The organism is Streptomyces sp. NPDC088707, assembly GCF_044752725.1.
Lineage (GTDB): Bacteria > Actinomycetota > Actinomycetes > Streptomycetales > Streptomycetaceae > Streptomyces.
On sequence record NZ_JBIVLV010000008.1, the window covers coordinates 258,397 to 285,220 of the forward strand.

General features: G+C 74.0%; 25 protein-coding genes. 16 read left to right on the plus strand and 9 right to left on the minus strand.

Annotated features, from left to right (window positions below):
- Window positions 1–149: 149 nt before the first annotated feature.
- The 3 genes from ACIP84_RS24705 to ACIP84_RS24715 all read left to right on the plus strand — a co-directional run bounded on the left by ACIP84_RS24705 (window position 150) and on the right by ACIP84_RS24715 (window position 2,686).
- Window positions 150–872: a TetR/AcrR family transcriptional regulator gene (locus ACIP84_RS24705; protein WP_355957522.1), complete on the plus strand. Its 723-nt coding sequence runs from the start codon at window positions 150–152 to the stop codon at window positions 870–872.
- A 33-nt stretch (window positions 873–905) separates the two neighbouring features.
- Window positions 906–1,214: a hypothetical protein gene (locus ACIP84_RS24710; protein WP_209496802.1), complete on the plus strand. Its 309-nt coding sequence runs from the start codon at window positions 906–908 to the stop codon at window positions 1,212–1,214.
- Window positions 1,215–1,288: 74 nt separating this feature from the next.
- Window positions 1,289–2,686: an NlpC/P60 family protein gene (locus ACIP84_RS24715; RefSeq protein ID WP_401800331.1), complete on the plus strand. Its 1,398-nt coding sequence runs from the start codon at window positions 1,289–1,291 to the stop codon at window positions 2,684–2,686.
- A 253-nt stretch (window positions 2,687–2,939) separates the two neighbouring features.
- Here the strand turns inward: ACIP84_RS24715 and ACIP84_RS24720 are convergent, their stop codons facing one another.
- From ACIP84_RS24720 to ACIP84_RS24745, 6 genes are all read right to left on the minus strand, one after another.
- Entirely contained in the window at window positions 2,940–3,470 is a 531-nt protein-coding gene (locus ACIP84_RS24720; protein ID WP_401800333.1) for a DUF6584 family protein, read from the minus strand.
- 183 nt (window positions 3,471–3,653) lie between these two features.
- Window positions 3,654–4,889 (minus strand): styrene monooxygenase/indole monooxygenase family protein, encoded by a 1,236-nt coding sequence (locus ACIP84_RS24725; protein WP_401800336.1) that lies wholly within the window; start codon window positions 4,887–4,889, stop codon window positions 3,654–3,656.
- Window positions 4,890–4,927: 38 nt separating this feature from the next.
- Window positions 4,928–5,677, minus strand: a complete 750-nt coding sequence (locus ACIP84_RS24730) for a GTP-binding protein (protein WP_401800338.1) — start codon at window positions 5,675–5,677, stop codon at window positions 4,928–4,930.
- Window positions 5,658–6,080, minus strand: coding sequence for a DUF742 domain-containing protein (locus ACIP84_RS24735; RefSeq protein WP_266969239.1), 423 nt, complete (start codon window positions 6,078–6,080; stop codon window positions 5,658–5,660). Before ACIP84_RS24735 ends, ACIP84_RS24730 begins: the two co-directional genes overlap by 20 nt.
- Window positions 6,077–6,568, minus strand: coding sequence for a roadblock/LC7 domain-containing protein (locus tag ACIP84_RS24740; RefSeq protein WP_030320968.1), 492 nt, complete (start codon window positions 6,566–6,568; stop codon window positions 6,077–6,079). Before ACIP84_RS24740 ends, ACIP84_RS24735 begins: the two co-directional genes overlap by 4 nt.
- Window positions 6,565–9,600 carry a nitrate- and nitrite sensing domain-containing protein gene (locus tag ACIP84_RS24745; protein ID WP_401800341.1) on the minus strand — a complete coding sequence of 1,012 codons (3,036 nt, stop codon included), beginning with the start codon at window positions 9,598–9,600 and terminating at the stop codon, window positions 6,565–6,567. The genes ACIP84_RS24740 and ACIP84_RS24745 overlap by 4 nt, the downstream gene beginning before the upstream one ends.
- 372 nt (window positions 9,601–9,972) lie before the next feature.
- Between ACIP84_RS24745 and ACIP84_RS24750 the strand changes: the two genes are divergently transcribed.
- Window positions 9,973–10,764, plus strand: a complete 792-nt coding sequence (locus tag ACIP84_RS24750) for a hypothetical protein (protein WP_401800343.1) — start codon at window positions 9,973–9,975, stop codon at window positions 10,762–10,764.
- 201 nt (window positions 10,765–10,965) lie between these two features.
- On the opposite strand, the gene ACIP84_RS24755 is transcribed toward ACIP84_RS24750, so the two are convergent.
- Window positions 10,966–11,421, minus strand: coding sequence for a MarR family transcriptional regulator (locus ACIP84_RS24755; protein WP_355957502.1), 456 nt, complete (start codon window positions 11,419–11,421; stop codon window positions 10,966–10,968).
- Between the two features lie 321 nt (window positions 11,422–11,742).
- On the opposite strand from ACIP84_RS24755, the gene ACIP84_RS24760 reads away from it, so the two are divergent.
- Both ACIP84_RS24760 and ACIP84_RS24765 read left to right on the plus strand, forming a co-directional pair.
- Window positions 11,743–12,573, plus strand: coding sequence for a lysozyme (locus ACIP84_RS24760; RefSeq protein WP_355957499.1), 831 nt, complete (start codon window positions 11,743–11,745; stop codon window positions 12,571–12,573).
- A 189-nt stretch (window positions 12,574–12,762) separates the two neighbouring features.
- Window positions 12,763–13,647 carry a lytic polysaccharide monooxygenase gene (locus tag ACIP84_RS24765; protein WP_401800345.1) on the plus strand — a complete coding sequence of 295 codons (885 nt, stop codon included), beginning with the start codon at window positions 12,763–12,765 and terminating at the stop codon, window positions 13,645–13,647.
- Between the two features lie 220 nt (window positions 13,648–13,867).
- On the opposite strand, the gene ACIP84_RS24770 is transcribed toward ACIP84_RS24765, so the two are convergent.
- On the minus strand, window positions 13,868–14,479 hold the full coding sequence (locus ACIP84_RS24770) for a DUF4240 domain-containing protein (protein ID WP_401800348.1): 612 nt from the start codon (window positions 14,477–14,479) through the stop codon (window positions 13,868–13,870).
- A gap of 153 nt (window positions 14,480–14,632) precedes the next feature.
- A complete protein-coding gene (gene lon / locus ACIP84_RS24775) occupies window positions 14,633–17,044 on the minus strand; it encodes an endopeptidase La (RefSeq protein WP_355957490.1) in 2,412 nt (803 codons plus the stop codon).
- 130 nt (window positions 17,045–17,174) lie between these two features.
- Here lon and ACIP84_RS24780 point away from each other — a divergent pair, with 130 nt between their 5' ends.
- The 10 genes from ACIP84_RS24780 (at window position 17,175) to ACIP84_RS24825 (ending at window position 26,801) form a co-directional block, all read left to right on the plus strand.
- On the plus strand, window positions 17,175–17,828 hold the full coding sequence (locus tag ACIP84_RS24780) for a GNAT family N-acetyltransferase (protein WP_401800350.1): 654 nt from the start codon (window positions 17,175–17,177) through the stop codon (window positions 17,826–17,828).
- A 147-nt stretch (window positions 17,829–17,975) separates the two neighbouring features.
- Complete coding sequence (locus tag ACIP84_RS24785; protein ID WP_401800352.1) at window positions 17,976–18,587, plus strand: hypothetical protein; 612 nt, start codon at window positions 17,976–17,978, stop codon at window positions 18,585–18,587.
- Window positions 18,588–18,720: 133 nt separating this feature from the next.
- Entirely contained in the window at window positions 18,721–19,356 is a 636-nt protein-coding gene (locus ACIP84_RS24790; RefSeq protein WP_355957480.1) for an RNA polymerase sigma factor, read from the plus strand.
- On the plus strand, window positions 19,353–20,627 hold the full coding sequence (locus tag ACIP84_RS24795) for a zf-HC2 domain-containing protein (protein ID WP_401800355.1): 1,275 nt from the start codon (window positions 19,353–19,355) through the stop codon (window positions 20,625–20,627). Before ACIP84_RS24790 ends, ACIP84_RS24795 begins: the two co-directional genes overlap by 4 nt.
- A complete protein-coding gene (locus ACIP84_RS24800) occupies window positions 20,624–21,421 on the plus strand; it encodes an ABC transporter ATP-binding protein (RefSeq protein ID WP_355957474.1) in 798 nt (265 codons plus the stop codon). The genes ACIP84_RS24795 and ACIP84_RS24800 overlap by 4 nt, the downstream gene beginning before the upstream one ends.
- Entirely contained in the window at window positions 21,418–22,746 is a 1,329-nt protein-coding gene (locus tag ACIP84_RS24805; protein WP_401800357.1) for a hypothetical protein, read from the plus strand. The genes ACIP84_RS24800 and ACIP84_RS24805 overlap by 4 nt, the downstream gene beginning before the upstream one ends.
- On the plus strand, window positions 22,743–23,354 hold the full coding sequence (locus tag ACIP84_RS24810; protein WP_401800358.1) for a hypothetical protein: 612 nt from the start codon (window positions 22,743–22,745) through the stop codon (window positions 23,352–23,354). Before ACIP84_RS24805 ends, ACIP84_RS24810 begins: the two co-directional genes overlap by 4 nt.
- Window positions 23,355–23,655: 301 nt before the next feature.
- A complete protein-coding gene (locus ACIP84_RS24815; RefSeq protein ID WP_401800360.1) occupies window positions 23,656–25,092 on the plus strand; it encodes an MFS transporter in 1,437 nt (478 codons plus the stop codon).
- Window positions 25,093–25,320: 228 nt separating this feature from the next.
- Window positions 25,321–25,992 (plus strand): spermidine synthase, encoded by a 672-nt coding sequence (locus ACIP84_RS24820; RefSeq protein ID WP_355957463.1) that lies wholly within the window; start codon window positions 25,321–25,323, stop codon window positions 25,990–25,992.
- 71 nt (window positions 25,993–26,063) lie between these two features.
- On the plus strand, window positions 26,064–26,801 hold the full coding sequence (locus ACIP84_RS24825; protein WP_030207163.1) for a response regulator transcription factor: 738 nt from the start codon (window positions 26,064–26,066) through the stop codon (window positions 26,799–26,801).
- Window positions 26,802–26,824 lie beyond the last annotated feature (23 nt).

Below are 26,824 nucleotides of genomic sequence, written 5' to 3' on the forward strand. Positions count from 1 at the left end.
CCCCGGCGCGGCCGCAGTGAGGCGCGGCGCAGGGCGTATGGAGCCCCGGACGGGGCGGTGCCGCGCCCGGCACGAAGACCCAGGCAGGGCGGCGGCGCAGGTCGTGCGGGGCCTCGGGCGGGGCGGAGGGTGCCGCTACGCTGCGGAGCATGACTGCCGCCGCCACCCCCGCGTACCGCAGGCTCAGCGTCGAGGCACGCCGCGGCCAGCTCCTCGAAGCCGCCCAGGAGCTCTTCGCCCACCGCACCCCCGAGGACGTCTCCCTCGACGACGTCGCCGAGGCGGCCGGCGTCTCCCGGCCCCTCGTCTACCGCTACTTCCCCGGCGGCAAGCAGCAGCTCTACGAGGCTGCCCTCCGCTCCTCCGCCGACGCCCTGAACCACTGCTTCACCGAGCCCCCGGTCGGGCCGCCCACCGAGCGGCTCGGCCGGGTGCTCGACCGCTATCTGACCTTCGTCGACGAGCACGACGCCGGTTTCAGCGCCCTCCTCCGCGGCGGGAGCGTCGCCGAGACCTCCCGTACCACCGCGATCGTCGACGAGGTCCGCCGCGCCGCCGCCGAGCAGATCCTCGTCCACCTCGGCGTGGACCGCCCCGGCCCCCGCCTCAACATGTTGGTCCGCACCTGGATCGCCGCCGTGGAAGCCGCCTCCCTCATCTGGCTCGACGAGGACAAGCGGCCTCCGGCCCGCGAGCTGCGGGAGTGGCTCGTGGACCATCTCATCGCCCTCCTCGCCGCGAGCACGGCCAGCGACGAGGAGACCGCGCGCGTCGTCGGACGCCTCCTCGCCCAGGAGACGCCCGAGGGCCCCGTGGCCCGGCTGGCCCGCCGGGTGATCCCGGTGGTCGGCGAGGCCGCCCACCTGCTCTGAGCCGGATTCGAAGCCGGAAGGGACACTGGAGGGGTGAGAAGCCAGAACACCTCCTTCCGTGGCGGCCCCCTCGACGGCCGGGTCCTGCCGATCCTGCTCGGCCCGACCGGCCACCCGCCGAAGTGGTACGAGATCCCGGTCCCGGCCCACGACGGGAACCCGCCGACCCTCCACACCTACCGCCGCGAACCCGCGGGCTACACGAAACGACTGGGCCTCCAGCGCGGCTGGGTCTACGCGTACGCCCCCGAGGGCCGCGAGCGTCGCGAGCTGAAGTGGCCGTGGTCGAAGCCGGGCACCGGCGCGACCCCGCCCCGGGACGGTGCTGCGCCGAACGAGTGAGGACGCCGGACTCACCCACGTTCGTCCGGTCATCACATGAAGTGACACGTCATCATCCCCGTGGAGGTGATGACGTGCCGCGAGGACTGCTGCGTACGGTCTGCACGGCGGCCCTGGCCGCCGTGACCGCCCTCACCGGCGTCCTCCCCGCGGGCGCCGCCGCCCCGGAGCCGCCTTCCGATCCCCCGGTGGAGGCGCCGATCGCCTGGGCGGATCCCGCCGAGGAACCGGTGGAACCGGTCGACCCGGAGGCAACCACGGCACCCGAGGTGCCCGTCTCGCCCACGGCCGAGGCGGCGACCTCGCAGGACCCTGCCGAACCTGTCACCCCCGAGCCACTCGACGCGCCCGTCACCCCCGACGCCCCCGACTCCCCCGTCACCTCCACCGCTCCGAGCGATCCCGCCCCTCCCGCCACCGACGACGACGCCTCCGCCCTCCCTCCCCCCGGCGGCGACTCCGTCACCGCGCTGCTCACGCGGATGCGGACGCTCTACCGGCAGGCGGAGGAGGCGACCGAGCGTTTCAACGCCGCCGACGAGGCCCTGAAGCTCCAGACCGCCGACACCAGGCGGGTCACCGCCCGGCTCACCGCCGCCCGTACCGCGCTGGCGCAGGGGCGGGCCGCGGCCGGTCGGATCGCCCGGGACCAGTACCGGGGCGGGTCCGAGTTCTCCTCCTACCTGCGCCTGCTGTTCGCGCCGGATCCCCAGTCGGTTCTCGACCAGGGGCATCTGATGGCGCGGGCCTCCCGGGACCGGGCATCGGCCGTGCCGCGGCTCGAGAAGGCCGAACGGCAGGCCGGCCGCCTGGCGAGCGCCTCCCGCAAGGCGCTCGACCGGCAGCAGACCCTCGCCGCCACGCAGCGCACACGGCGCGACGAGGTGCGGGCCCGGCTCGCGGAGGTCGAGAAGCTGCTCGCCGCGCTCTCTCCCGAGCAGTTGGCGCGGCTCACCGAGCTGGAGCGGGTCCAGACGGCGGGCGCGCAGCGCGAGCTGCTCGACTCGGGTGTCCTGGACGGCCGGCGCACCCCGTCCGCGGCGGGCGCGGAGGCGCTGCGGTTCGCGGTGGGCCAGATCGGCAAGCCGTACGAGTGGGGGGCGGAGGGCCCGGAGACGTACGACTGCTCGGGGCTCACCCAGCAGGCGTGGGCGGCGGCGGGCCTGGAGGTGCCGCGGACCAGCCAGGAGCAGTGGGCGACGCTGCCCCGGGTGCCGCTCGCGGAGCTCCGGCCCGGTGACCTGGTGGTGTACTTCCCCGGCGCCACCCATGTGGCGGTCTATCTCGGCGAGGGCCTGGTGGTGCAGGCGCCGCGGCCCGGCGGGAAGGTGAAGGTCTCGCCGATCGCGGCGAACCCGCTGATCGGGGCGGTGCGCCCGGATCCGGACGGGGAGGCCCTGGCCGCGTACACCCCACCGGCGCTTCCGGCGGGGGCGCGGGACGGCGGGGACGAGGGGTACGACCGCGACTGAGCGTCAACTCCGGGCGAGCGGTGCCTTCGTGTACGCGGACGGTTTCTGGCCCTTCGTGCTCACCGTCTCGACCGCCACCGGTGCGAAGGCCGCCGGGCCGGCCGCGCGTGCGCCGCTCGTGAGGCACCACGGAGGGGAGCGGCCGCAGGAGTTCCGGGCCTGTCCGCGGGCCGTGACCGACGTCGGCATCTCCCTGGGTCTCGGCGGGAGTGCTGACGCCGTGGGCGGTCCGCCGGGCGGAGGCCGCCGGGCGCTATGAGAAGAGCGAGACGAGCCCGTACACCCAGACGCCCACCATGACGACGGTGCCTCCGAGGGCGCCGGCGGCCGCGACCACTCCGGAGAGGGTCCAACCCCCGGGTTCCGGGGTGTCGGCCTCCTCGCCCCGGTCCGCCGCGTAGGAGTCCGGGTCGTCCCAGTCGACGGGGTGCCCGAGCCGCTCGGCGCATGCGGTCCGCACCGCGGCGAGCTGCTCGGCGGCGTAGGCGGTCGCCGCCAGCGCCTCGGGCCCGTGCCAGGCGAGGGCCTTCATCCGCCACCCGGGAGTCCCGTAGCGCTTCTCGAAGGCGGCGGTCTCCTCCGCGTCCCGGTCCTCTTCGAGGTACATCCAGCGCCCCGCCTGGGCCGCGTCCCCGTACAGCCGGTAGACCTCGGCGAGCCGGCGCCGCAGCGTCAGGTCGTACGGGAACGACGAGACCAGGCCGCGCAGCCGCTGCCGCGCCATGGGGACCCGCCCGGCGACGAGGTCGGCGTCCACGCGGGCAAGGGTGTGCGTCTGTGACATGGACACATGATCGGGCACGGGGCGGCGCACACTCGATCCGTTTTTCGACCGGCGCCGGGCGATCGATCCCGGGACCGGCCGTCCCGGGGCCGGCCATCCCGGGACGGCCGGCCCCGGAAAGCCGACGGCCGGCTCCCCCGGGCGTGAGTCCGGGTGCCGGCCGTCGAAGGACCCGTGCGCGGGTCAGCCGCCCGCGACCTCCGCCAGGTACGCGTTCGTCTTCTCCGGGTCGAAGAAGAAGTTCTCGAAGTCCGACGGGTCGTTGAAGCCGTTCGCGAAGCGGTCGGCGACCGGCTGGAGCCCGCCCGCGGCGCCCAGGAGGTTCAGGACGTGCTCCGGCGGGGGCGCCAGCATCGCGTTCGTCCACTTGGTGACGTACTGGGCCGTCTGCCAGTAGCGGTCGAAGGCCGACCGCATCCACTCCTCGTCGAAGGGCTTGTCGCCCTGTTCGAAGATCGCGGCCAGGTACGCGGCCGCGCACTTCGACGCCGAGTTCGAACCCTGGCCGGTGACCGGGTCGTTGGCCACGACCACGTCCGCGACGCCGAGGACCAGGCCGCCGCCGGGCAGCCGGCCGACCGGGTTGCGGACCGTGGGCGCGTACCGGCCGGCGAGGGTGCCGCCCGCGTCGGTCAGTTCGACCTTGGTGGCCCGCGCGTACTCCCAGGGCGTGAACTTCTCCATCAGCTCCAGGGTCAGCGACAGGTGCTCCGCCGGGTCCTTGACGCCCTTGAAGGCGTCGAGCGGGCCGCCGGGTACGCCCTCCCAGAAGAGGATGTCCGCGCGGCCGCCCGTCGTCAGCGTCGGCATGACGAACAGCTCGCCGACGCCCGGGACCACGTTGCACCGCACGGCGTCGAACTCCGGGTGCTCCGGGCGCGGGCCGAGGCCGTGGACGTACGCGACGGCCAGCGCGCGCTGCGGCTCGCTGTACGGCGAACGGGACGCGTCCCGGCCGAACATCGAGACCAGCTCACCCTTGCCCGCCGCGACGAGCACCAGGTCGTAGCTGCGCGAGAAGTAGTCCAGGTCGCTGACGGCCGCGCCGTGTATCACCAGCTGGCCGCCGCGCTGGGCGAAGGTCTCCATCCAGCCGGCCATCTTGACCCGCTGGTCGACCGACTGCGCGTACCCGTCGAGCCGGCCGACCCAGTCGATCGCGCGGGACGAGTCGGGGGCGGCGACCGAGACGCCGAGGCCCTCGATGCGCGGCGCCTGGGACTCCCAGAAGTTGAGGCCGAGGTCCCGCTCGTGCTGGAGCGCGGTGTCGAACATGCACTGGGTGGACATGACCCGGCCGGCCCGGATCTCGTCCGCCGTCCGGTTCGACATGAGGGTGACCTCGTACCCCGACGACTGGAGTCCGAGGGCGAGCTGCAGACCGGACTGGCCGGCGCCGACTATGAGTATCTTCCGCATGGGTGGTGCTCCTGGCGTGACGGGGAGAGCTGAGCGATCTATTCGGGGGTGTGTTCCAGCGCGTGGGCGACCGTCGCGAGCAGGCTCTCGACGACGCTGTACCGCTTGCGCGCGTCCATGATCACCACGGGGACGTCCGCGGGCACGGTCAGCGCCTCCCTGACGTCGTCCGCCTCGAACAGCTCGGTCCCCTCGAAGTGGTTGACGGCCACGATGTACGGCAGTCCGCAGCTCTCGAAGTAGTCGAGGGCCGGGAAGCAGTCCGTGAGCCGCCGCGTGTCGGCCAGCACGATCGCGCCGATCGCCCCGCGCACCAGGTCGTCCCACATGAACCAGAAGCGCTGCTGTCCCGGCGTGCCGAAGACGTACAGCACCAGGTCGTTGTCGAGGGTGATCCGGCCGAAGTCCATCGCCACCGTGGTGGTGAGCTTGTCCGGCGTGGCGGTGAGGTCGTCGGTCCCCTCGCTCGCCCGGGTCATCAACGCCTCGGTCTGGAGCGGGGTGATCTCCGAGACCGCGCGCACGAAGGTGGTCTTGCCGACGCCGAAGCCGCCCGCGACGACGATCTTCGTCGCGATCGGGGCGCGGGTGTGGTCGAGCTGCCAGTCCTGCGCGCCGTCCTCGGCGTCGGGCTCGGCGGGGGCCGAAGCGGTCCCGGCCGGCGGGGTCGTATCTCGCCGGAACAGGTCGGCCGCGGGGGCCTGGGGCTGCGCGGGAATGCCCGTCACCGCCGGTGATCCGGTGTCGGCATCGGAGACGGCGGAGGCGTCAGAGACGACGGAGTCCACTCAGCACCCTTTCGAGGAGCGCGCGGTCGGGCTGCCCGGTGCCGTGACCGGTCCCGTACACACGGATCTTTCCCTGGTCGGCCAGGTCGCTCAGGAGCACCCGGACGACCCCCAACGGCATCTTCAGAAGCGCCGAGATCTCCGCGACCGTCCGCATCCGGCGGCAGATCTCGACGATGGCCCGCATCTCCGGCATCAGACCGCGGGCGCCCGGCCCGCCGTCCGTCAGGAGCTTGCGCACGGCGGGCGCTTCGAGCGCCGCCACGAAGGTCTCGACGAGCAGGACATGGCCGAAGCGGGTACGCCCGCCGGTCAGCGAGTACGGGCGTACGCGCGCGGGGCGGCGTCCATCTCCTCGTACGGGCAGCCGGTGGGCGTGGAACCCCGAAGAAAGTGACGTCACTGGGTGCTCTCCATCGATTTGCGCAGCTCGCTGCGGACTTCGGGGGTGAGTACGTGACCGGCGCGGCCCACGAAGAGCGCCATGTGGTAGGCCACCACGCTCATGTCGCAGTCGGGCGTGGCGTGGACGCCGAGCAGCGAGCCGTCGCTGATCGACATGACGAAGACGCTGCCCTCCTCCATCGCCACCATGGTCTGCTTGACCCCGCCGCCGTCCATCAGGCGGGCGGCGCCGATGGTCAGGCTGCCGATGCCGGAGACGATGGTGGCCAGGTCGGCGCTGGAGCCGCGCGGCCCGTTCGGACGGCCGGCTTCGGCGGCGGCCGTCGTGCTCTGCTGGGCGGCCGGGTCGGACGAGAGCAGCATCAGGCCGTCGGAGGAGACGACGGCGACCGAGTGGACCCCGGGCACCTCCTCCACCAGATTCCCCAGCAGCCATTGCAGGTTGCGGGCTTCCGTGCTCAGTCCGAACGTTCCCGTCGCAGTCAACTGCGTGCCTCCTCGACTGTGTCCCCCGTCATCTCCTCTGTACGTGCAGTCTTTACGTCATCTATCCGCGCCGTCTCCATCTCCGCCTCCACGTCGCGGCGCCCGGCCTTGGCACCCTGGTGGAAGCCGCCGAGCCGGCGGCGCAGGGCATCCGCGTCCACGCCGCCCTGGCGGGGGGGCGTGGAGCCGGAGCCGGCGGGGCGGACCACCTGCGGGGTGCGCTTGGGCAGGCCCTTGTCGGTGAGGCGCTCCCCCTGCGGGGTACGCGGCCCGGGAACCGGCTGGTCGGTGACCGGCTCGGGGGCGGCGGGAGTCTGCGGAGCCGGCTCCTCGTGGTGGGCGGGAGCGGTGACGTCCGCGGCGCGTTCGTGAACGTCCGGCTCCGGCGGCGGGTCGGGCAGCCGGACCTGGAGCGTGGTCTCGGAGACGCTCTCACCGAGGGGGGCGGGCTCGGGCTGGTACGCAGGGTTCTGCGGCTCGGGCGCGTACGCGAACCCCTGCGGTTCCGGCGCGGGCGAAAGGTCCTGCGGCTCGGGCGCGTGCGGCGTCCGGGCCTCCGCCTCGTACGGCGCCTCCGCCTCGTACGGCGCCTCCGCCTCGTACGGTGCCTCCGCCTCGTACGGTGCCGTCGGCTCCTCCGACGGCTCGCGCACCGGCTCCTGGTCCCGCTGCTCCCGCGCCGAGGTCGCCTCGGCCTCCAGGAACGCCCGCTCCGCCGCCTCGACGAGGGGGTCGCGGTTCCGGGACGGCAGCGTGTTGGAGTTGGCCTCCGCGGCCGAGCCGGGCAGGTGGAGCGTGGGCGCCCCGCCCGCCACCCGTACCGGCTCCGTCACGGTGGTCGGCAGGGCGGTGGGGAGCAGGGGCTGCGGCAGGACCACGACGGCCGCCGTGCCACCCGGCTGCTGCTCGCGCAGCTCGACGCGGACACCATGGCGTGCGGCGAGCAGGGCGATGACCCGCATGCCGAGGCCCTCGCCGTCGAAGGCCCCGGGGTCGGCCTCGGCCAGGCGCGCGTTGAGCTCGGCGAGCCGGGATGCGGTCATGCCGATGCCCGCGTCCTGCACGGAGAGCATCACCTCGCCGGACTCCAGGAGCCAGCCGGAGAGCTGGACCTCGGCGTCGGGCGGCGAGAAGGAGGTGGCGTTCTCCAGGAGTTCGGCGATGAGGTGGCTCAGGTCGTCCGCGGCGAAGCCGGCGACCTGGGCGTGCGGCGGCAGGGACTGGATGGTGACCCGCTCGTACCGCTCGATCTCGCTGACGGCGGCGCGCAGCACGTCGACCAGCGGGACAGGACCGGCGTGGCCGTGGACGTGCTCGTGCCCGGCGAGGACCAGGAGGTTCTCGCTGTGGCGGCGCATGACGGTCGCCATGTGGTCGAGCTTGAAGAGGGTCGCGAGGCGGTCCGGGTCCTGCTCGCGCTCCTCCAGCTTCTCGATGACGCCGAGCTGTCGCTCGACGAGGCCCAGGCTGCGCAGCGAGAGGTTGACGAAGGTGTGGTGGACCGTGCTCCTGAACCGTTCGAGGTCGGCGGTGAGGAGCGCGACCTGCCCCTGGAGTTCGGCGCGCTGGGTGGCGAGCTCGGCGCCGAGGGCCTCTTTGGCGGCGACCAGGTCGGTCCGGTCGTCGGTGAGGCGCTCGGTGTGCGCGGCGAGGCCGGCGAGCTTGCCGTGCAGGGTGTTGAGGGAGCGCACGACCTGCGCGAACTCGTCGTTGCGGCCGGTGAAGCGGACCGGCTCCCCGGCGCCGGGCTCGGGGGCGGCGGCGAGCCGGGCGGCGCCGAGCCGGAGGACGGCGAGCGGGCGGGTGAGGGTGCGGGCGACGTACGTGGAGATGCCGATCGCGACGATCAGACAGCCGCCGAGGAAGGCGATGCGCAGTTCGAGCGCGGTGACGTCGTCGTCCCGGACGGCGGCGAAGTGCTCGACCCGCTCGGCGGCGAGCCGGGACTCGACGCCGCGCATCTGCTCGATGCGGGCGGACAGCGCTGACTCCAGGCCGGCCGGGTCGGTCTGGCGCTCGGTCTCCGTCAGCCGGGGCTGGTCGGTGAGGGAGGCGAGGGAGCGCTCGGCACTCTTGACGTCGGGGCCGGCGACGGTCGTGGCGATCGCGTCGCGGGCGGCGGCGCCGGCGGCCTGGTCGAAGTCGCCGAGCGCGGCGAGCTCACGGACCCGGGCCTGCTGGGCGGCGGCGGTGAGGGCGTCGCGGGCGCGGTCGGCCTCGGCGGCGCCCTCGGGGACGTCGGGGACGTAGGTGCCGGTCCCGGCGTCGTAGTGGACCTCGCCGGTGGGCTCGGGCTGCGGCACGGAGAGCGCGGCGAGGAGCAGGCCGCGGGTGGCGGAGGCCTGTTCGACGGCGCGGGCGAGGGCGGCGGGGGCGCGGGTGGCTTCGGTGAGCGCGGTGTCGGAGGCGCGGGCCGGGGTCCTGTCGGCCAGCTCGTCGGCGAGGGCCTGGAGCTTGGTGATGATCTCCGAGTACGCCCGGTGGGCCTCCAGGGCCGTGCCCTTGCCGGTGAGGGCGGACCGGCGGACGGAGGGGACGCCGGCGAGGTCGCGGCGGAGCTCGACGGAGGCGGCGGGCCGGATCTCGTCGATCTGGCGGTCGACGCGGGTGGAGCGGGTGCTGGTGACCTGGCGCTTGTGCTGGGCGTCGCCGGTCTGGTTGTCGCGGCCCGCGGCGATGTACGCGACGACCTCGTCGCGCTCGTCGGCGAGCGAGTGGGCCAGGGTGACGGCCTGCCGGTCGAGTTCGGCGAGGGTGACCAGGCTCTGGGAGTCGTTGAGCTCGGTGGAGGCGGCGAGGACCGAGGGCGCTCCGGCCACGAGGACCGTGATGCCGACGAGGGCGACGCCGGCGACGAGACGGTTGCGGACGCGCTTGGGGCGGCCGGTGGGGGCGCTGCCTGCGAAGGTGCTGGCGTTGGGGACGCTGCCGGTGGGCGCCGCGGCGCCGTCCGGGGTCGGCACCGCACCGGGGGTCTGGCTCCGCGTGCCGTTCTTGCTCCGAGGCCGCTTCATCTGCACCGGTGCTCGCATTCTTGATTCGTCCACCCACAAAGCAGAGGTGACGGCCGGTCACATGGAGCGCCCCCACCCCTGGTACGGCTTCCGACCATTCCAGCGCTTCTGGGAAGGGGACGCGCATCGGCCGCTCCGCCACCCGAACGAGTGAACAACACTCCTGAGTTGGCGAACAACTTCTCCGGGCGGGCCGAGGAGGCCCCGGAGGACCCTCGGTTGGATCTTCCGCGCGGGCTTTGGCAGGATGCCCGCCCGCAGCTTCCCGGAGCCCGCGGCTCCGGCCGCCCGGGGGCCTCCGCCGGGTTGGTACAGGCCATTTCCGCATGTTTGCAGGTCCGGTGAAGACGCACACCGGGAACGTCCGCCGCTCCGGGCACACTGGTCGTCATGCGCAGCGACGTCGCCACCCTCCCCGGCAGCCCCGAACGCCCCAACGAGGACTGGGTGGCCGCCGCCCTGACCGCCTCGGGACGCGGGGGAACCGTCGTCCTCCTCGACGGCGTCACACCGCCGGCAGGTGATGACGGTTGTGTGCACACGGTGCCGTGGTTCACCGCGCGCCTCGGCGGGTCTTTGACCGAACTGTCCGCTTCCCGCCGGGACATGCCCCTGGCCGAGATCCTGTCGCTGGCAATCCGCCGCACCGCGGACGCCCATCGGGACACCTGTGACCTTTCTCACGTACGCACGCCGCAGGCGACGGTGGTGCTCGTCCGCTGGGACGAGACCGCGGTCGAACACCTCGTCCTCTCCGACTCGGTGCTCCTCCTGGAGTCGCCGGACGGGGCCGTACGGGCCGTGCTGGACGACCGGCTCGACCGCGTCCCCGACGAGATCCTGCGGTCCCTGGCGGCGACGGACCGGCTGCGGAACCGGGAGGGCGGCTTCTTCACGGCGGCGGCCGACCCGGCGGTCGCCGGGCGGGCGGTGACGGGGACGAGCCCGCGCGCGGAGGTGCGGGCCCTGGCGGCGCTCACGGACGGGGCGAGCCGCTGGGTGGAGCTGTTCGGCGAGGGCGACTGGGCGGAGTGCTTCGGCGTGCTGCGCAAGGAGGGCGCGCTCGGGCTGCTCCACCGCGTGCGCGCCCTGGAGGCGGCGGACGAGTCGGCCGGCGGGACGCGCCGCTGGAAGCTGCACGACGACGCGACGGCGGCCCTGGTGGAGCTGGGCACCGGCTGAGCGACGGCGGCCCTGGTGAAGCCGGACGCCGGCCCAGCGACGGCTGCCCTGGTGAAGCCGGACGCCCGCTGAGTGACGGCGGCCCTGGTCGAGCCGGACGGCCGCCCAGTGACGGCGGCCTGGTCGAGCCGGACGGCCGCCCAGCGACGGCAGCCTGGTCGAGCCGGGGCCGCAGAGCGCGCGCGGACCACGCCGACCCGCTCAGCCCTCGGATCGGACGTTGAAGTGGTTCAGGAGGCGGGCGAGTTCGGAGACCTCGGCGCGGTCCCAGTCGGCGAGCTTGCGGACGTACCGCTCGCGCCGCGCGTCCCGGACGTGCCGGAAGCGGTCCCGGCCCTCCTCGGTGAGCCGGACCAGCGAGGCGCGTCCGTCGGCGGGGTCGGGGTCGCGGGCGACGAGCCCGAGGTCTTCGAGGGCCCGGAGCTGACGGCTCATGGTCGCCTTGCCGACCCCGAAGTACCCGGCGAGTTCGGTGGCCCGCTGGGGGCCGGCGTCGTCGAGCCGTACGAACAGGCCGTAGGCGGCGGGTTCCAGTTCGGGGTGGACCTCGCGGGCCATCTCGCCGGACTGGGCACGGGCGCGGCGCAGGAAGACCGCGAGCTCGCGTTCGAGTGCGAGGAACACCGGGTCGACCCCGCCGGTCGGGGCGTGGGGCACGCCGCCGACGGTCGGCGGGACCCCGCCTTCCTCTCCCGTACCGCTTCCGTGCACGTCAGCACCTCTCACAGGTTCTCCGGCGACCCGCCGACGGCTTTCCGGCCGCTGAAAGTTTCTTTCGGCCGAGGCCATCGCCGCAGCTCCTCCAGTATTTCGCAGGCGTAGACCAACGGCGGTATCCGGGACCCCTTCCATGGGCCGGGTCTACGTGCGTAGCGTCGTCCACGGCGCCTGAGCTGACATGTCCACACCATGTCTGGCCGAACGGGCGTCCAGGACCGTCGACCCCGCTCCCCCCACCGATCCTTTCGGAGGCACGCAATGCGTGTGCACAGATCCGGAACGACCCTCGCCGGCGCCGCACTCGCGGCCCTGACCCTTCTCATCCCCCTCGCCGCGTCCGCCGGAGCCGCCCAGGACCCGGGCGTCCGCCAGACTCCGCCGCGCGGCTCCGCCAGCATGGGCATGGGCGTCCTCGCGCACGACGGACGCGGCAGCGCCCCCGGCGGCACCTCCGCCCAGGCCGTCCAGACCGAAGGCGTGGACGTCTCCAGCCACCAGGGCAACGTCGCCTGGTCCACCCTGTGGAACAGCGGCGTCAAGTGGGCCTACGTCAAGGCGACGGAGGGCACCTACTACAAGAACACCTACTTCAACCAGCAGTACACCGGCTCGTACAACGTCGGCATGATCCGGGGCACGTACCACTTCGCGACCCCCGACACGACGACGGGCGCGGCCCAGGCCGACTACTTCGTCGACAACGGCGGCGGCTGGTCGAAGGACGGCAGGACGCTGCCGGGGGTGCTCGACATCGAGTGGAACCCGTACGGCGCGACCTGCTACGGCAAGACCCAGGCCGGGATGGTGGCCTGGATCCGCGACTTCGTGAACCGGTACAAGGCCAGGACCGGCCGGGACGCCGTCATCTACACGGCGACCAGCTGGTGGACCCAGTGCACCGGCAACTCCTCCGCCTTCGCCGCGACCAACCCGCTGTGGATCGCGCGGTACGCCGCCTCCGTGGGTGAACTCCCGGCCGGCTGGCAGTACTACACGATGTGGCAGTACACCTCCTCCGGCCCGACGGTCGGCGACCACAACCACTTCAACGGCGACCTCTCACGGGTGCAGGCGCTCGCCAACGGCTGACGTCCCCCGCACAGGGCGGCCCCCGGGCGTGCGGCGCCCCGGGGGCCGCTTCGGCTTTTCCGGCCCTCCCCCTTGCCTATTGGTATGGACCAATGCGAGGCTCAACGGCGATCGCCCGGGATTCAACTTCCGTGCGTTCAGCGCGCGTTGCTCGTCCGTCCTCCCCCACGCACGAGAGAGAGCCCCCGCATGCAGTCCACCCGCCGCACCGCCGCCGGCGTCGCCGCCCTGTCCGCCGCCGCAGCCCTCGTCACCCTCACCCCCACCACCGCCAGCGCCCACGGAGCCGTCTTCAACCCCGTGAGCCGCGTCGCCGCCTGTTACGCGGAGGGCCCCGAGACCCCCAGGTCGCAGGTGTGCAAGGACCTCGTCGCCGACTCCGGCACCCAGCCGCTCTACGACTGGAACGAGGTCAACATCGCCAACGCCGCCGGCCAGCACCAGGCCCTCATCCCGGACGGCAAGCTCTGCTCGGCGAACCGCGAGAAGTACCGGGCGCTCGACTGGGCACGCACCGACTGGCCGGCGACGGCGGTCGCGGCGGGCAGCTTCGCCTTCAAGGTCCGGGTGACGGCCGCCCACTCCGGCACCATGACCGTCTACATCACCAAGCCGGGCTTCGACCCCACGCAGCCGCTGAAGTGGTCGGACCTGGACACGACCCCCGTCGCCGTCTACAACACCACCCGCACGGCGACCGACGGCTACTACAACTTCACGGGCAACCTCCCCGCCCGCACCGGCCGCCACATCGTCTACAAGGTGTGGCAGCGCAACGACAGCCCCGAGGCCTTCTACAGCTGCTCGGACGTCACCTTCGGCGGTGCGGCCGCGCAGCCGGCCGCGGCGAAGGCCCAGGCACCGAGCGAGGCGAAGATCGCGGCGGGCGCGTCCCTCTCCACCGTGAGCCACGCGGGCCACGGCGGCGACGAGCAGGCCCCGGCCCTCTCCGCCGAGACGGCCGAGACCCCCACCTCGCCGCTGCCCATGGCCCTCACGGGCGCGGGCGCCCTCGCCGCCTTCGGCGCGGGCAGCCTGCTCCTGGGCCGCCGCCGCAACGCGTCGGCCTCCTAGGTCCTGTCGTCAAACTCCCGTCGTCGCCCGAAGGGCGGCCCCGCGGCGTCAGGTGCGTGCTCTCGGCGTGCCGGGCGCAAGTCCTCGTACTGGACGTACTCGGGCTTGTGCCCGGTGCGGCGAGAGCGCGTGCGTGGCGTCGCGGGGCAGACGGGAGTTCGACGACAGGGCCTAGGTCCCTCCGGAACCGTCCGGCTCCCGGGGCGCGGTCCCGAGAGTCCTAGGAGCCGGTCGCGGCGAGTGGGAAGAGGGCGGTGAGCCGGGGTATCGCCACCCCCTCCGGGCGGGACCCCCGGCGCTCGCCACCCTCCTCCCACTCCCCCTCGAAGTCCCCCTGGAGCTCGTCCGCGAGCTCCTCGGCGCGCTCGTCCACGGCGTCGTCGAACTCCTCGCCGTGGTCGTCCTCCTGGCCGGTCAGCTCGTCGTACGCGTCCTGCGCCACGTAGTCGAGCTCCTCCCACTCGGGCCACTCGTCGTCGTCCCACTCGCTCCTGTGCCGGCCCACCAGGGCCCGGATCCCCGGCACGTCGGCCAGCGCGTCAGGGTCGGCGACGACCGACTCGTACACCTTCCGCCCCTGCCCGACCAGCCAGAGGGTGAAGTAGTGGAAGCCGTCGTCGCTGCAGGATCCGCTCTCGATCCGGTCCGCCGCCCGCCACAGCGCGCGCGTGCCCGCGACCTCGCACGCGTCGTCGAGGCGGACCTGGAACTCCACGCTCTCGGCGGCCGGACGCCGGAGCAGCTCCCTGCGCAGCCACTCCGTCTTCTCCTCCAGGTCCTCGGTGCGGCGGCTCAACTCGTCGATGAGAGCCCAGAAGGCGTCTTCGTTCATGCGTACGAGCATGACACCCCCGGCTGACATCCGGGTGACGAATTACCCGCGCGTATCACCTGCGCGTATGCGCACGCACGGGACACGACGGAGCGGGGTGCCCCCTGTCGAGGGCACCCCGCTCCACCGCTCCGTACCGGAGCCGTACGGGAGTTACGCCGCCGCCACGCCCACCGGCACCGCCGCCGGCGCCAGGGCGATCTCCAGGACCTGGCGTACGTCCGTCACCGGGTGGACCTCCAGCTTCTCCAGGATCTCGGCCGGGACGTCGTCCAGGTCGGCCTCGTTCCGCTTGGGGATCACGACCGTGGTGATGCCCGCCCGGTGCGCGGCGAGGAGCTTCTGCTTCACGCCGCCGATCGGCAGGACCCGGCCGGTGAGGGAGACCTCGCCGGTCATGGCCACGTCCGTACGGACCAGCCGTCCGCTCAGCAGGGAGGCCAGCGCGGTCGTCATGGTGACGCCCGCGCTCGGGCCGTCCTTGGGGACCGCGCCCGCGGGGAAGTGGATGTGCACGCCCCGGTCCTTCAGACCGGTGACGGGCAGTTCCAGTTCCGCGCCGTGCGAACGGAGGAAGGAGAGCGCGATCTGTGCCGACTCCTTCATCACGTCGCCCAGCTGGCCGGTGAGGGTCAGCCCGGCGGCGCCGGTCTCCGGGTCGGCCAGCGACGCCTCGACGAAGAGGACGTCACCGCCCGCGCCGGTCACGGCGAGCCCGGTGGCGACACCCGGCACGGCGGTACGGCGCTCCGCCGGGTCCTGGGCCGACTCCGGCACGTGGTGCGGCCGTCCGATAAGCTCGCGCAGGTCGTCGGGGCCGACCGTGAACGGCAGTTCCCGGTCGCCCAGTTCGTGCTGGGCCGCGACCTTGCGGAGCAGCCGGGAGATGGCCCTCTCCAGGGTGCGTACGCCCGCCTCCCGGGTGTACTCGCCGGCCAGTCTGCGCAGGCTCGCGTCCTCCAGGACGACCTCGCCGGGCTCGAGGCCCGCGCGCTCCAGCTGCCGGGGCAGCAGGTGGTCACGGGCGATGACGACCTTCTCGTCCTCGGTGTAGCCGTCGAGCCTGACCAGCTCCATCCGGTCGAGCAGGGCCTCCGGGATGGCTTCGAGGACGTTGGCCGTGGCCAGGAAGACGACGTCCGAGAGGTCGAGTTCGACCTCCAGGTAGTGGTCGCGGAAGGTGTGGTTCTGCGCCGGGTCGAGGACTTCGAGGAGGGCCGCCGCGGGGTCGCCGCGGAAGTCGGAGCCGACCTTGTCGATCTCGTCGAGCAGGACCACCGGGTTCATGGACCCGGCCTCCTTGACGGCCCGCACGATCCGGCCGGGCAGGGCGCCGACGTAGGTCCTGCGGTGGCCGCGGATCTCGGCCTCGTCCCGGACGCCGCCGAGGGCGACCCGGACGAACTCGCGTCCCATCGCGTGCGCGACGGACTCGCCGAGCGAGGTCTTGCCGACGCCGGGCGGGCCGACGAGGGCGAGGACGGCTCCGCCGCGGCGGCCTCCGACCACGCCGAGGCCGCGCTCGGCTCGGCGCTTGCGCACCGCGAGGTACTCGGTGATCCGCTCCTTCACGTCGTCCAGGCCGGCGTGCTCGGCGTCGAGGACGGCGCGGGCGCCGCGGATGTCGTACCGGTCCTCGGTCCGCTCGTTCCAGGGGAGTTCGAGGATCGTGTCCAGCCAGGTGCGGATCCAGGAGCCCTCGGGGGACTGGTCGCTGGACCGCTCCAGCTTCTCGACCTCCTTGAGGGCGGCCTCGCGGACCTTCTCGGGAAGGTCGGCGGCCTCCACGCGGGCGCGGTAGTCGTCGGACTCGTCGCCCTCGGCCTCGCCGTTGAGGTCGCGGAGCTCCTTGCGGACGGCTTCGAGCTGGCGGCGGAGGAGGAACTCGCGCTGCTGCTTGTCGACGCCCTCCTGGACGTCCTTGGCGATGGTCTCGGCGACGTCCTGCTCGGCGAGGTGCTCGCGGAGCTGGGCGGTGGCGAGCTTGAGGCGGGCGACCGGGTCGGCGGTCTCCAGGAGCGCGACCTTCTGCTCGACGGTGAGGAAGGGCGAGTAGCCGGAGTTGTCGGCGAGGGCGCCGACGCCGTCGATCTGCTGGACGCGGTCGACGACCTGCCAGGCACCGCGCTTCTTGAGCCAGCTGGTGGCGAGCGCCTTGTACTCCTTGATCAGGTCGGTGACCTGACCGGGCAGCGGTTCGGGCAGGGTCTCCTCGACGGTGCTGCCCTCGACCCACAGGGCCGCGCCGGGTCCGGTCGTGCCGGCGCCGATGCGCACGCGGCCGAGGCCGCGGATCAGGGCGCCGGGGTCGCCGTCGGACAGTCGTCCGACCTGCTCGACGGTGCCCAGGACGCCGGTCCCGGCGTAGGTCCCGTCGACGCGGGGCACGAGCAGCACCCGCGGCTTGCCCGCGCCGGGCCGCGCGGCGGCCTGGGCGGCCTCCACCGCGGCGCGTACGTCGTTGTCGGACAGGTCGAGCGGCACCACCATTCCGGGCAGCACGACCTCGTCGTCAAGCGGCAGCACGGGCAGAGTGAGCGGCACGGACGGCTTGGAGTCAGCCATGATCTCCCCTTCGGCAGTCAAGTTGAGCTATGCCGACTCAATGCATGTGAGCCCATGAATGTTCCCGGACGTCCGTTCGCTCTGAGCGATCACCCTCGCCCAGGCCACTTCCGGCCGATGTAATAGCTGCATGGATATTGGAGCTCTTACATCGGCGTGGGTGGCGGGCTGGACCGTCTCCCGGGGGACCCCGGCCGCCGTCCACGAGCCCTGGGGTCACCGGATCGAGGTGGGGCTGCCCCGGCACGTCGTGCGGCATGTGCTGCCCGCCCCCGACGCGGCCACGGTCGGCGCGCTCTGCGCCCGGCTGACCACCCCGTACAGCTGGCTCAAGATCATGGCCGGGCCCGAGGACGCGCACGCGTGGATCACGGAGGGCTGGACGGTCCCCGACGACCCCGGCTTCATGATGGTCAAGCCGCTGGACCCCGGCGCCCGGCCGGCCCCGCCCGAGGGGTACGCGCGGACCACCGAGGTCCGCGACGGTGTCATCCGGGTCCGCGTCCTGGCGCCCGACGGCACCCTCGCCGCCCGCGGCCAGATCGCCCCGACCGGTTCCACGGCCGTCGCCGACCAGATCGAGACCGACTCCGCGCACCGGCGGCGCGGGCTCGGCGCCAACGTCATGCGCACCCTGGAGGCGGCCGCCGCCCAGGCAGGCGCCGAGACCGGGGTGCTCGCCGCGACCACGGACGGCCTCGCGCTGTACGACTCGCTCGACTGGCGCTACCGGGGACCGCTCACCGGCATCGTCCGGGACGGCGGCGGGACGGGGACCGGCTGACGGTCGGGTCCGGGCGCCGGGTGCGCGGGGAGGGGGCCGGGGGCAGGAGGGGGCCGGGGGCAGGAGGGGGCCGGGGGCAGGAGGGCGCCGGGGGCGAACCTGACCGTCCGGCTGCGCGCGGTGCCCGCCGACCGGCATGCTCGGTCCATGGTGAGAGGCATACGGGGAACGTGGTGCGGAACCCTGCTTCTGGCGGGGCTCCTGATCGTCGGTACGAGCGGCTGCGGGCCGGAGACACCGGCCGAACCGGGCGGGCCGCCGTCGGGGACGAGCGGACCCGCCGAACCGGGCGCCACGGCGACGACCACGGCCCCGGGAACCACGACGGTGCCGGGCACCACGACGCCCCCGTCAGCCACGACGGTCCCAGGCACCACCACGGCTCCCGGCACTCCCACGGAGGCTGACCCCCGACCCGCCGAGGTCCTCGTCGAGGTCGTCGTCAACGGCGGCCTCGCCGGTGTCCGCAACAAGCTCGTCGTCCACTACGACGGCTCCTGGACCAGCCGCTCCGGCACCGAGGAGCCCCGCACCGGGCGGCAGACCCGCGCAGAGGCAGCCGAGCTCCGGGCGGCCCTGGAGGACCCCGCGTACGCCCGGGTCCCGGAACGGCCGACGGGCGACCCGGTCTTCGACGGCTTCCAGTACTACGTGACGTACCGCCACCGCCTCGTCGTCTCGGGCGACGGCGAGCGCCCGGCCGCGCTCCAGCGGGTCTTCGCCGCCCTCCCGGAGGGCGGCCCGCCGACGAACCCCTGAGCCGGTCCGCCGCACTCCCCAAGCGGCACCGGCACCGGCACCGCCACCGGCACCAGCACCAGCACCAGCACCAGCACCAGCACCAGCACCAGCACGGAGAACCGATCCGGGGCACGCGCGCGATAGAGAAGGCGTGAGACTGTTGCGCCCCGCAGGGGGAGGCCCCTCCGGGGGCGACGAGGACGACGACACGGCGCTCCTGCGCGCGGTCGCCCGGGGGGACTCCGAGGCGCTCGCCGTGCTCTACGACCGCCACGCCGGCTGGCTGCACGCCCGCCTCGCCCGGCGCTGCCCGGACGAGGAGACCGTACGGGAGGTCCTCCAGGACACCTTCGTCACGGTCTGGCGCTCGGCCGGCGGCCACCGGGGCCGGGGCGAGGCCGGCGGCTGGATCTGGGTCATCGCGGCCCGGCGCCTGGTGGACGCGCAGCGGGCCAGGGCCCGCGCGGAACGCGTCGTGGAACGGGCGGTCGAACACGCCGCCGTGCCCGCGGAGCCCTCCGCCGCCGCGTCCTCCGCCGAGGACCGGGTGCTCGCCGGACTGGAGTACGGGGAGGTGGGCGCGGCCCTCGACCGGATCTCGCCCGAACTCGCCGAGGTCCTGCGGGCGACCGTCGTCGACGGCCTGACGACCCGTGAGACCGCCCGGCTCCTCGGCATACCCGAGGGCACGGTCAAGACCCGCGCCCTGCGCGCCCGCCGCGAACTGCGCGCCGCGCTCGGGGCGGCCCACCCCGGCGGCCCACACGCCCTGGGAGGCACCGCATGACGACAGGACTCCCCCCTGCGGACGGCCCCGGGAGCTCCGGGCTCCCCTGGCACGTCTCCGACGCGCTCGCGCGCCGGTACGCCGACGGGTCCGCCCCCGAGACCGACGCCTGGTCGCTGGAGAAGCACGTCGAGTCCTGCGCGGGCTGCGCGGGCCGCGTCTCGGCCGCCGTGCGGGCCGGAACGGCCGGCCCGGTCCTCGCGAGCGTCCGCGCCGAGCTGCTGGCGTCCCTCGGACCCGGCCGGGCGCCGGCGGGCGCCCGGGCCGTACGCCCGGCTTCCCCCGACCGCCGGACCGCACCCACCGCGTCCCTCGGACGCCGGTTCACACCTGGCGCGCCCGGCGGGTCCGGCGGGTCCGGCGGGTCCGGGCCGTCCGGTGCGTCCAGCGGGTCCGGCAGGTCCGGGCCGTCCAGCTCATCCGGCAGGTCCGGCTCGTCCGGCAGCCGCCGTTTCGCAGCCGCCGCCTTCCTCGGGCGCCGCCCCGAATCCCCCGCCTTCCTCGGGCGCCGCCCCGAATCCCCCGCCTTCCTCGGGCGCCGCCCCGAATCCCCCGACTCCCGAGGGCGCCGACCCGAATCCGCCGACTCCCCCGGCCCCCGGACCGCCTCCGCCTCCCCCGCCCCCGCCCCGCGCGCCCCCTCCCCCCTCGGCCGGTGGGCCCGGCTCTGGTGGGCCGTCGGGCCCGCCCTCCGCGGGTCCTGGGTGGTGGCCGTGCTGCTGGTCGTCGGCGGGGCCTTCGGGCTCGCCCACGGGGCCGGGGTCATGGCGGCGCGGGGTCTGCTGCTCGCCCTCGCGCCCGTCCTTCCGCTCGCCGGTGTCGCCGTCTCCTACGGACGTCACGCCGACCCGCTGTACGAGATCACCGCCGCCACCCCGTCCGGCGGGCTGCGGCTGCTGCTCACCCGTACCGCCGCCGTCCTCGCCGTCTGCGTACCGCTGCTGACCGCGGGCGGTGCGCTGCTGCCGCCGGTGGCCGGTTTCCCGGGGGCCGCCGCCTGGCTGCTTCCCGGCCTGGCGCTGACCCTGGCCACGCTCGCGCTCGGCTCGTTCGTGGGCTGCCGGGCGGCGGCCGCGACGCTCGGCGGCGGGTGGCTGCTCGCCGTCACGGGTCCGCTGCTCGGCCCCGCCGACACGGCCGCCTCGGCCACCACGCTCGCTCCGTACTTCTCCGGCCCCGCCGCCCAAGGGGGCTGGGCCGCCGCCGCGCTGGCCTGCGCGGCCCTCCTCGCGCTGCGGCGCCGTTCCTTCGACCACCTGGAGTCCCGGTGAACGCCTCGACCGCCGTCGCGGTGAGCGGACTGACCGTCCGCCACCGCCGTACCGTCGCCCTCGACCGGCTCGACCTGTCCCTCGGTCCCGGCGTCCACGGCCTGCTCGGCCCGAACGGCGCCGGCAAGACCTCGCTCATCCGGGTCCTCGCGACCGTCGCAGCGCCCTCCTCCGGCCGGGTGGAGCTGCTCGGCGGGGACGCGACCAGTCACCGCGAACGCATCGGCATCCGGCGCCGACTCGGCTATCTGCCCCAGGACTTCGGCTACTACCCGGCCTTCACCGTGCGGGAGTTCGTGGCCTACGTCGCCTGGCTGAAGGAGGTGCCGGCCGCCCGCGTCCCGGCGGCCGTGGAGCACGCGGTGACCCGGGTCGGGCTCGGCGACCGGATCGACGCGAGGATGAAGACGCTGTCGGGCGGCATGGTCAGGCGCGCGGGAATCGCCCAGGCCATCGTGAACGAACCGGAGTTGCTGCTGCTCGACGAGCCGACCGCGGGCCTCGATCCGGAGCAGCGGGTCGATTTCCGCGCCCTGCTGAAGGAGTTGGGCACGGAGGCGACGGTGGTGGTCTCCACGCACCTGGTGGAGGACGTGGCCGCGGCCTGCACCGACGTCGCCCTCATCGAGTCGGGCCGCCTCGCCTTCCAGGGTTCGACGGCCGAACTCACGGACCTCGGCGGGGAGTCCGCCGACGGCGACGACTCCACGACGCACGCCGTGGAGCGCGGCTACACGGCCGCCCTGCACGCCCACCGGGCCCCCTCGGACGCCGCGAAGGGAGCACTCCGGTGACCGCCACCCTCACCCCTCCCCCGCCCCGTACCGCCGCACGGACCGCCCGTGCGCCGAGGCCCGTCCTCATCGAGCTGCGCCGTGGGCTCGGCCCCTGGACCGGCGTCGCCGTCCTCCTCACCGTCCTCCTGACGATGTACGGCAAGGCGCCCGGCTGGCAGGGACGCTGGGCCGACGCCACGAACCTGCTGCACGTGGCCGCCGGGCTGCTCGCCGGACCGCTCGCGCTCGCCGCGGGCTGCTGGCAGGGCGGCCGGGACCGGCGGCGCGGGACGCTGGACCTCTGGGAGTCCGTGCCCCGCCCGCCGCTCCGCCGCCTGTTCGTCGCGGTCGCCCCGTCCGCTCTCTGGCCGGCCGCGGGGGTGCTCCTCGCCGACGCCGTCTGTCTTCTCGCGACCTGGGCGTACGCCTCCGGCGGCCGCCCCTTCCTCGAACTCCTCGCCGCCGACGCGGTCGCCGTCGCCGCCCTGGGCGCGTTCGGTCATGTCGTCGGGCGAACGGTCCGCTGGCGGCTGACGGCACCGCTCCTGGGCATCGTCGGGTACGTCGCGCTGGGAGTCGGCGCGTACAGCCAGGGGCCCGCCCGCTGGCTCGGCCCCGCCGCCGAGCACCAGTTCCTCTGGGACCGGCCGGTCTGGTGGTTCGGTCCGGTGTCGATGGCGTGGACGGGCGGGCTCGCGCTCGCCTTCCTGCTGGCGTACGGGCTCCGCCGGGCGCGGCTGCGGCCGCTCGCCCTGGTCCCGCTCGCCGTGGCGGTCGCCGCCGCCGCGCTGATCCTGCGCCTGCCGACGGACCAGGGCCCGTGGCGTCCGGACCCGGCTCTGGCCCGCCCGCTCTGCGACGACGGCACGCCGCAGATCTGCCTCACGGCCGTGGACGAACGCCTGCTGCCCGAGGTGTCGGCGGCGCTCGCCCCGCTCAACGCCCGCCTCAAGGGGCTGCCCGGCGCCCCGGTGCGCTGGGTCGGCGGCCCGTTCGGACCCCCTCTCCCCGGGGACGTGGAACTGCCCGACGCGGCGGCGGACGCGGTGCGCGGCCGGCTCCCTCGCCCGGATCTGTATCTGAACTCGGCGGTGTCCTGGCTGTTCTCGGACACCTGCCGACCGGGGGACAACACCGGTCCGCACGCGGAGCGGGCGAGCATCATCAACCTCGCCGTCATCGAGTGGCTGGCGCCGACACCCGAGGGCTACGGGCCCGATCCGACCGCCGCCCAGCCGTACATCGACCGGCTCCACGCCAAGTCCCCTGCCGCCCAGCGCGATTACCTGGGCCGCTATCTGGCGGCGAACACCTGCCACCCCGACGAGGTGCCGGTGCCGTGAACCCTTCCGCCCTGCTCTATCTGCGCTCCCGCGCCCTGCCCGGCGCCCTGGCCGCCCTCGTGGGAACGGCGGCGGCCGCCGCCTGGGCGGCCTGGTGGCTGGAGTCGCTGCCCGACTTCGACCACGCGGCGCGGCTGCCGGTCGTCGTCCTCGGCCCGCTGCTCGCGGCCGCCGCGATCGGCACCAGTCTCCACACCCCGAGCGACGAGCTGGACCGTACCGCGGTACGCGCGTGGTGGCCCCGCCGTCTCGCCCATGTGCTCGCCCCGGCCGTTCTCGCCGTCGTGCTGCTCGCCCTGGCGGTGCCGGGGCACGCGGAGGAGTTCGGCGCGCTCGCCGCCGTACGCAACACCCTGGGGCTCGTGGGGGTGACGGCGGCCGCCTCGGCCGTCGTCGGCGCCCGGCTGAGCTGGCTGCCGTCGGCCTTCTTCGTGGGCACGGTCTATCTCGCGGCCCCGCCCGCCCCGGGCGGCGGGGCGCAGTGGTGGGCCTGGGTCATGCAGCCCGGCCCCCAGGCGGGGGCGTGGACGGTGGCGGTCGGCGCGCTCGTGGCGGGCACGGGCCTGTACGCGTGGCGGGGCGCGCGGCGGTTGACGGGCGAGTCCTGAGGCCCCGCGCGCCCTCAGGCCGGCACCCCTGACGCGCAGTCAGCGTCCTCGCGGTGAGGCCGGTATCCGTGAGGTGAGGTCGGTTCCCGTGAAGTGACCGGGTGACTTCGAAGTGCCTTCTTCCCCGGTTCTCCGCCGTGCCGCAGGATTTCCCCATCGACCGGGAATCCCGCGGCACGGCTTTCTCCTTGTGTCGCGCCCGCCGCACGAATGCGGCCGATTCCCCACGACCATTCCTTCGCGTACAAGGAGTAATTCCGTGTCCACTCAGAAATCCCCGTCGAGAAGCAATGCGGACCGTATGAGCGGACGTGCCTGGGGCGTGCTGTTCGTGCTGTGCGGCGCGATCTTCCTCGAGGGCATCGACGTGGCCATGCTCAACGTGGCCCTGCCGTCGATACGCGAGGACCTGGACATGTCGACCGGCATGCTCCAGTGGGTGATGAGCGCGTACGTACTCGGCTACGGCGGGTTCATGCTGCTGGGCGGCCGGGCCGCCGACCTGTTCGGACGCCGCCGGATGTTCGTCCTCTGGCTCGTGGTCTTCCTGCTCTTCTCCGGCCTCGGAGGGTTCGCCACCGAGGGCTGGATGCTGATCGTCGCCCGCTTCGTGACCGGTGTCGCCGCCGCGTTCATGACCCCGGCGGGTCTGTCCATCATCACCACGAGCTTCGACGAGGGCCCTCAGCGCAACAAGGCCCTGCTGGTCTACTCCGGCACCGCGGCCGGCGGCTTCTCGGTCGGCCTCGTCGTGGGCGGCCTGCTGGCCGCCGTCGACTGGCGCTGGGTGTTCTTCGCGCCGGTCGTCCTCAGCCTCGTCATCCTGATCGCGGCGATCTCCCTCATCCCCGCCTCGCCGCGCCCGGACCGCGCCGGCCAGGGCGTCGACCTGGCGGGCTCGGTCAGCGTCACCGGCGGCATCCTGCTCCTCGTCTTCGGCGTCGAGCGCGCCGCGCACGTCTCCGTGGCCACGACGATCGGCACGGTCGCGGCGAGCCTCGTGCTGTTCCTGGTCTTCGTCGCCGTCGAGCGCAGGTCGTCCTCGCCGCTGGTGCGCCTGGGCATCTTCCGCACCGCCTCGCTGGTCCGCGCCAATCTGGCAGGGCTGCTCTTCGCCGCGGGCTTCTTCGGCTTCCAGTTCATCGCGGTGCTCTACCTGCAGGAGCTGCGCGGCTGGTCGACCCTGCAGACCAGTTTCGCCCTGATCGTCATCGGTGTGGACGCGGTCCTCTCCCCCACCCTCACCCCCCGTCTCGTGGCCAGGTTCGGCAACGCCCGGGTGATCTTCGGCGGTCTGCTCCTGGCCGCCCTGGCGTACGCGCTGTTCCTGCCGGTCGGCGCCGACTGGACGTACCCGGCGATGTTCCCGAGCCTGATCGTCCTGGGCCTGGCCTTCTCCCTGGCCTACGGGCCGCTGACCATCGTCGCCACCGACGGCGTCGCCGAGGAGGAGCAGGGCGTCGCCGGCGGTCTGCTGTACACGTCCTTCCAGTTCGGCGCCGCGCTGGGGCTGTCCGCCGTCGCCGCGGTGAACATCGCGGCCACGGACGGCACCTCGCCGACCGCGCTGCTCGACGGCTACCGGGCCGCCCTGGTGGTGCCGCTCGTGGCCGCGCTCGTCGCCGCGTTCATCAGTGCCTTCGGTCTCCGCGGCCGGGCGGGGGCGACGGGCGGCGACGCCGGACCCGTGCCCGCGGACCTTCCCCGTACGACCGAGCGCGTGGACGCGGCACGGTAGTTCCCGTACGGAATTCCGCACCGCATTCCGTACCGCGTTCCGTACCCCCGAGAAAGGGCTCGACATGACAGCCCGCGTGGAATCGTTCTCGGCGCGGCAGGGAACGGGAGTTCTCTCGCACGGCCGTGCGACCCCTCTCCCGTGTCGAAACGCGTTTGTCCCCACCGCCGTCCCCGCGCCAGGATGGCCGGGGGCCCGACTGCCGAGCCGAGAGCGGAGCGACCGACCATGCCAGGAACCGTCACCCTCGACCGCCGTGAAGGACCGTACGGAGAGGTCGTCCTCCGCCGTCGCGACGAGCACTACGAGATCATCGCCAACGGCACCTTCCTGATGGACACCTCCGACGGGCGCTCCGAGCGGCTCCTGATCGACGCGGCGCAGGCCGCGCTCCCCGAGCGGTCCCGCGCCGGCGCGGCGATCCTCGTCGGCGGTCTCGGCGTCGGCTTCTCGCTCGCCCACGCCGCGGCCGACCCCCGCTGGGGCCGGATCGCGGTCGTCGAGCGGGAGGAGGCGATCATCGACTGGCACCGCCAGGGGCCCCTCGCCGCCATCTCCGGGGCCGCGCTCGCCGATTCCCGGACCGTGATCCTGCACACGGACCTGGTGGACCACCTCCGCACCTCCCCCGACACCTACGACGCCCTCTGCCTGGACATCGACAACGGGCCCGACTGGACGGTCACCGAGGACAACGAATCCCTGTACGCGGCCGAGGGTTTGGCGGCCTGCGCGGCCCGGCTGAACCCCGGCGGAGTGCTCGCCGTCTGGTCCGCCCGACCCTCCGTCGATTTCGAAGGGTCCTTGCGGAATGCCGGATTCAGCGGGGTACGGACGGAAGAGATCCCCGTTGCCCGGGGCGTCCCCGACGTGGTTCACCTCGGCGTCCGTCCCGAGTAAGTCCTGGATAGCCGGGACGCCGCCGGTACCTCTAGGCTGCAGAGCCGACATCGGCGACGCGAGGCGGGGCAATGGAGCAGACACACACCACTCACCACGGTGCGGCGGCCACTCCGGGTGCCCAGCGCCGGGTGCTCGTGGTCGAGGACGACGCCACGATCGTGGAGGCGATCTCCGCTCGGCTGCGCGCCGAGGGCTTTCTCGTCCAGACCGCGACCGACGGCCCCGCGGCCGTCGACGCGGCCGAGGCATGGCAGCCGGACCTGATGGTCCTCGACGTGATGCTGCCCGGATTCGACGGCCTCGAAGTGTGCCGCCGGGTCCAGGCCCAGCGGCCCGTCCCGGTCCTCATGCTGACCGCCCGGGACGACGAGACCGACATGCTGGTCGGTCTCGGGGTGGGCGCGGACGACTACATGACCAAGCCGTTCTCGATGCGGGAGCTGGCCGCCCGGGTGCACGTGCTGCTCCGCCGGGTGGAGCGGGCCGCACTGGCGGCCGTGACCCCGCGCAGCGGCATCCTGCGGCTCGGCGAGCTGGAGATCGACCACGCGCAGCGGCGGGTCCGGGTGCGGTCCGAGGACGTGCACCTCACCCCGACCGAGTTCGACCTGCTGGTCTGCCTGGCGAGCACCCCGCGGGCGGTCCTCTCCCGCGAGCAGCTGCTCGCCGAGGTGTGGGACTGGGCGGACGCCTCGGGCACCCGGACCGTGGACAGCCACATCAAGGCGCTGCGCCGGAAGATCGGGGCCGAGCGGATCCGCACGGTCCATGGCGTCGGCTACGCGCTGGAGACCCCGGCGCTGTGAGCCGGCGGAGGCCCGGGTGGCCG

Coding starts and splice junctions, on each gene's coding strand:
- ACIP84_RS24765 (WP_401800345.1), top strand. CDS start 12,763: ATGCAGTCCACCCGCCGCACCGCCGCCGGCGTCGCCGCCCTGTCCGCC.
- ACIP84_RS24785 (WP_401800352.1), top strand. CDS start 17,976: ATGGTGAGAGGCATACGGGGAACGTGGTGCGGAACCCTGCTTCTGGCG.
- lon (WP_355957490.1), bottom strand. CDS start 17,044: ATGGCTGACTCCAAGCCGTCCGTGCCGCTCACTCTGCCCGTGCTGCCG.
- ACIP84_RS24780 (WP_401800350.1), top strand. CDS start 17,175: ATGGATATTGGAGCTCTTACATCGGCGTGGGTGGCGGGCTGGACCGTC.
- ACIP84_RS24820 (WP_355957463.1), top strand. CDS start 25,321: ATGCCAGGAACCGTCACCCTCGACCGCCGTGAAGGACCGTACGGAGAG.
- ACIP84_RS24760 (WP_355957499.1), top strand. CDS start 11,743: ATGCGTGTGCACAGATCCGGAACGACCCTCGCCGGCGCCGCACTCGCG.
- ACIP84_RS24770 (WP_401800348.1), bottom strand. CDS start 14,479: ATGAACGAAGACGCCTTCTGGGCTCTCATCGACGAGTTGAGCCGCCGC.
- ACIP84_RS24815 (WP_401800360.1), top strand. CDS start 23,656: ATGAGCGGACGTGCCTGGGGCGTGCTGTTCGTGCTGTGCGGCGCGATC.
- ACIP84_RS24750 (WP_401800343.1), top strand. CDS start 9,973: ATGCGCAGCGACGTCGCCACCCTCCCCGGCAGCCCCGAACGCCCCAAC.
- ACIP84_RS24725 (WP_401800336.1), bottom strand. CDS start 4,889: ATGCGGAAGATACTCATAGTCGGCGCCGGCCAGTCCGGTCTGCAGCTC.
- ACIP84_RS24745 (WP_401800341.1), bottom strand. CDS start 9,600: ATGCGAGCACCGGTGCAGATGAAGCGGCCTCGGAGCAAGAACGGCACG.
- ACIP84_RS24825 (WP_030207163.1), top strand. CDS start 26,064: ATGGAGCAGACACACACCACTCACCACGGTGCGGCGGCCACTCCGGGT.
- ACIP84_RS24705 (WP_355957522.1), top strand. CDS start 150: ATGACTGCCGCCGCCACCCCCGCGTACCGCAGGCTCAGCGTCGAGGCA.
- ACIP84_RS24795 (WP_401800355.1), top strand. CDS start 19,353: ATGACGACAGGACTCCCCCCTGCGGACGGCCCCGGGAGCTCCGGGCTC.
- ACIP84_RS24720 (WP_401800333.1), bottom strand. CDS start 3,470: ATGTCACAGACGCACACCCTTGCCCGCGTGGACGCCGACCTCGTCGCC.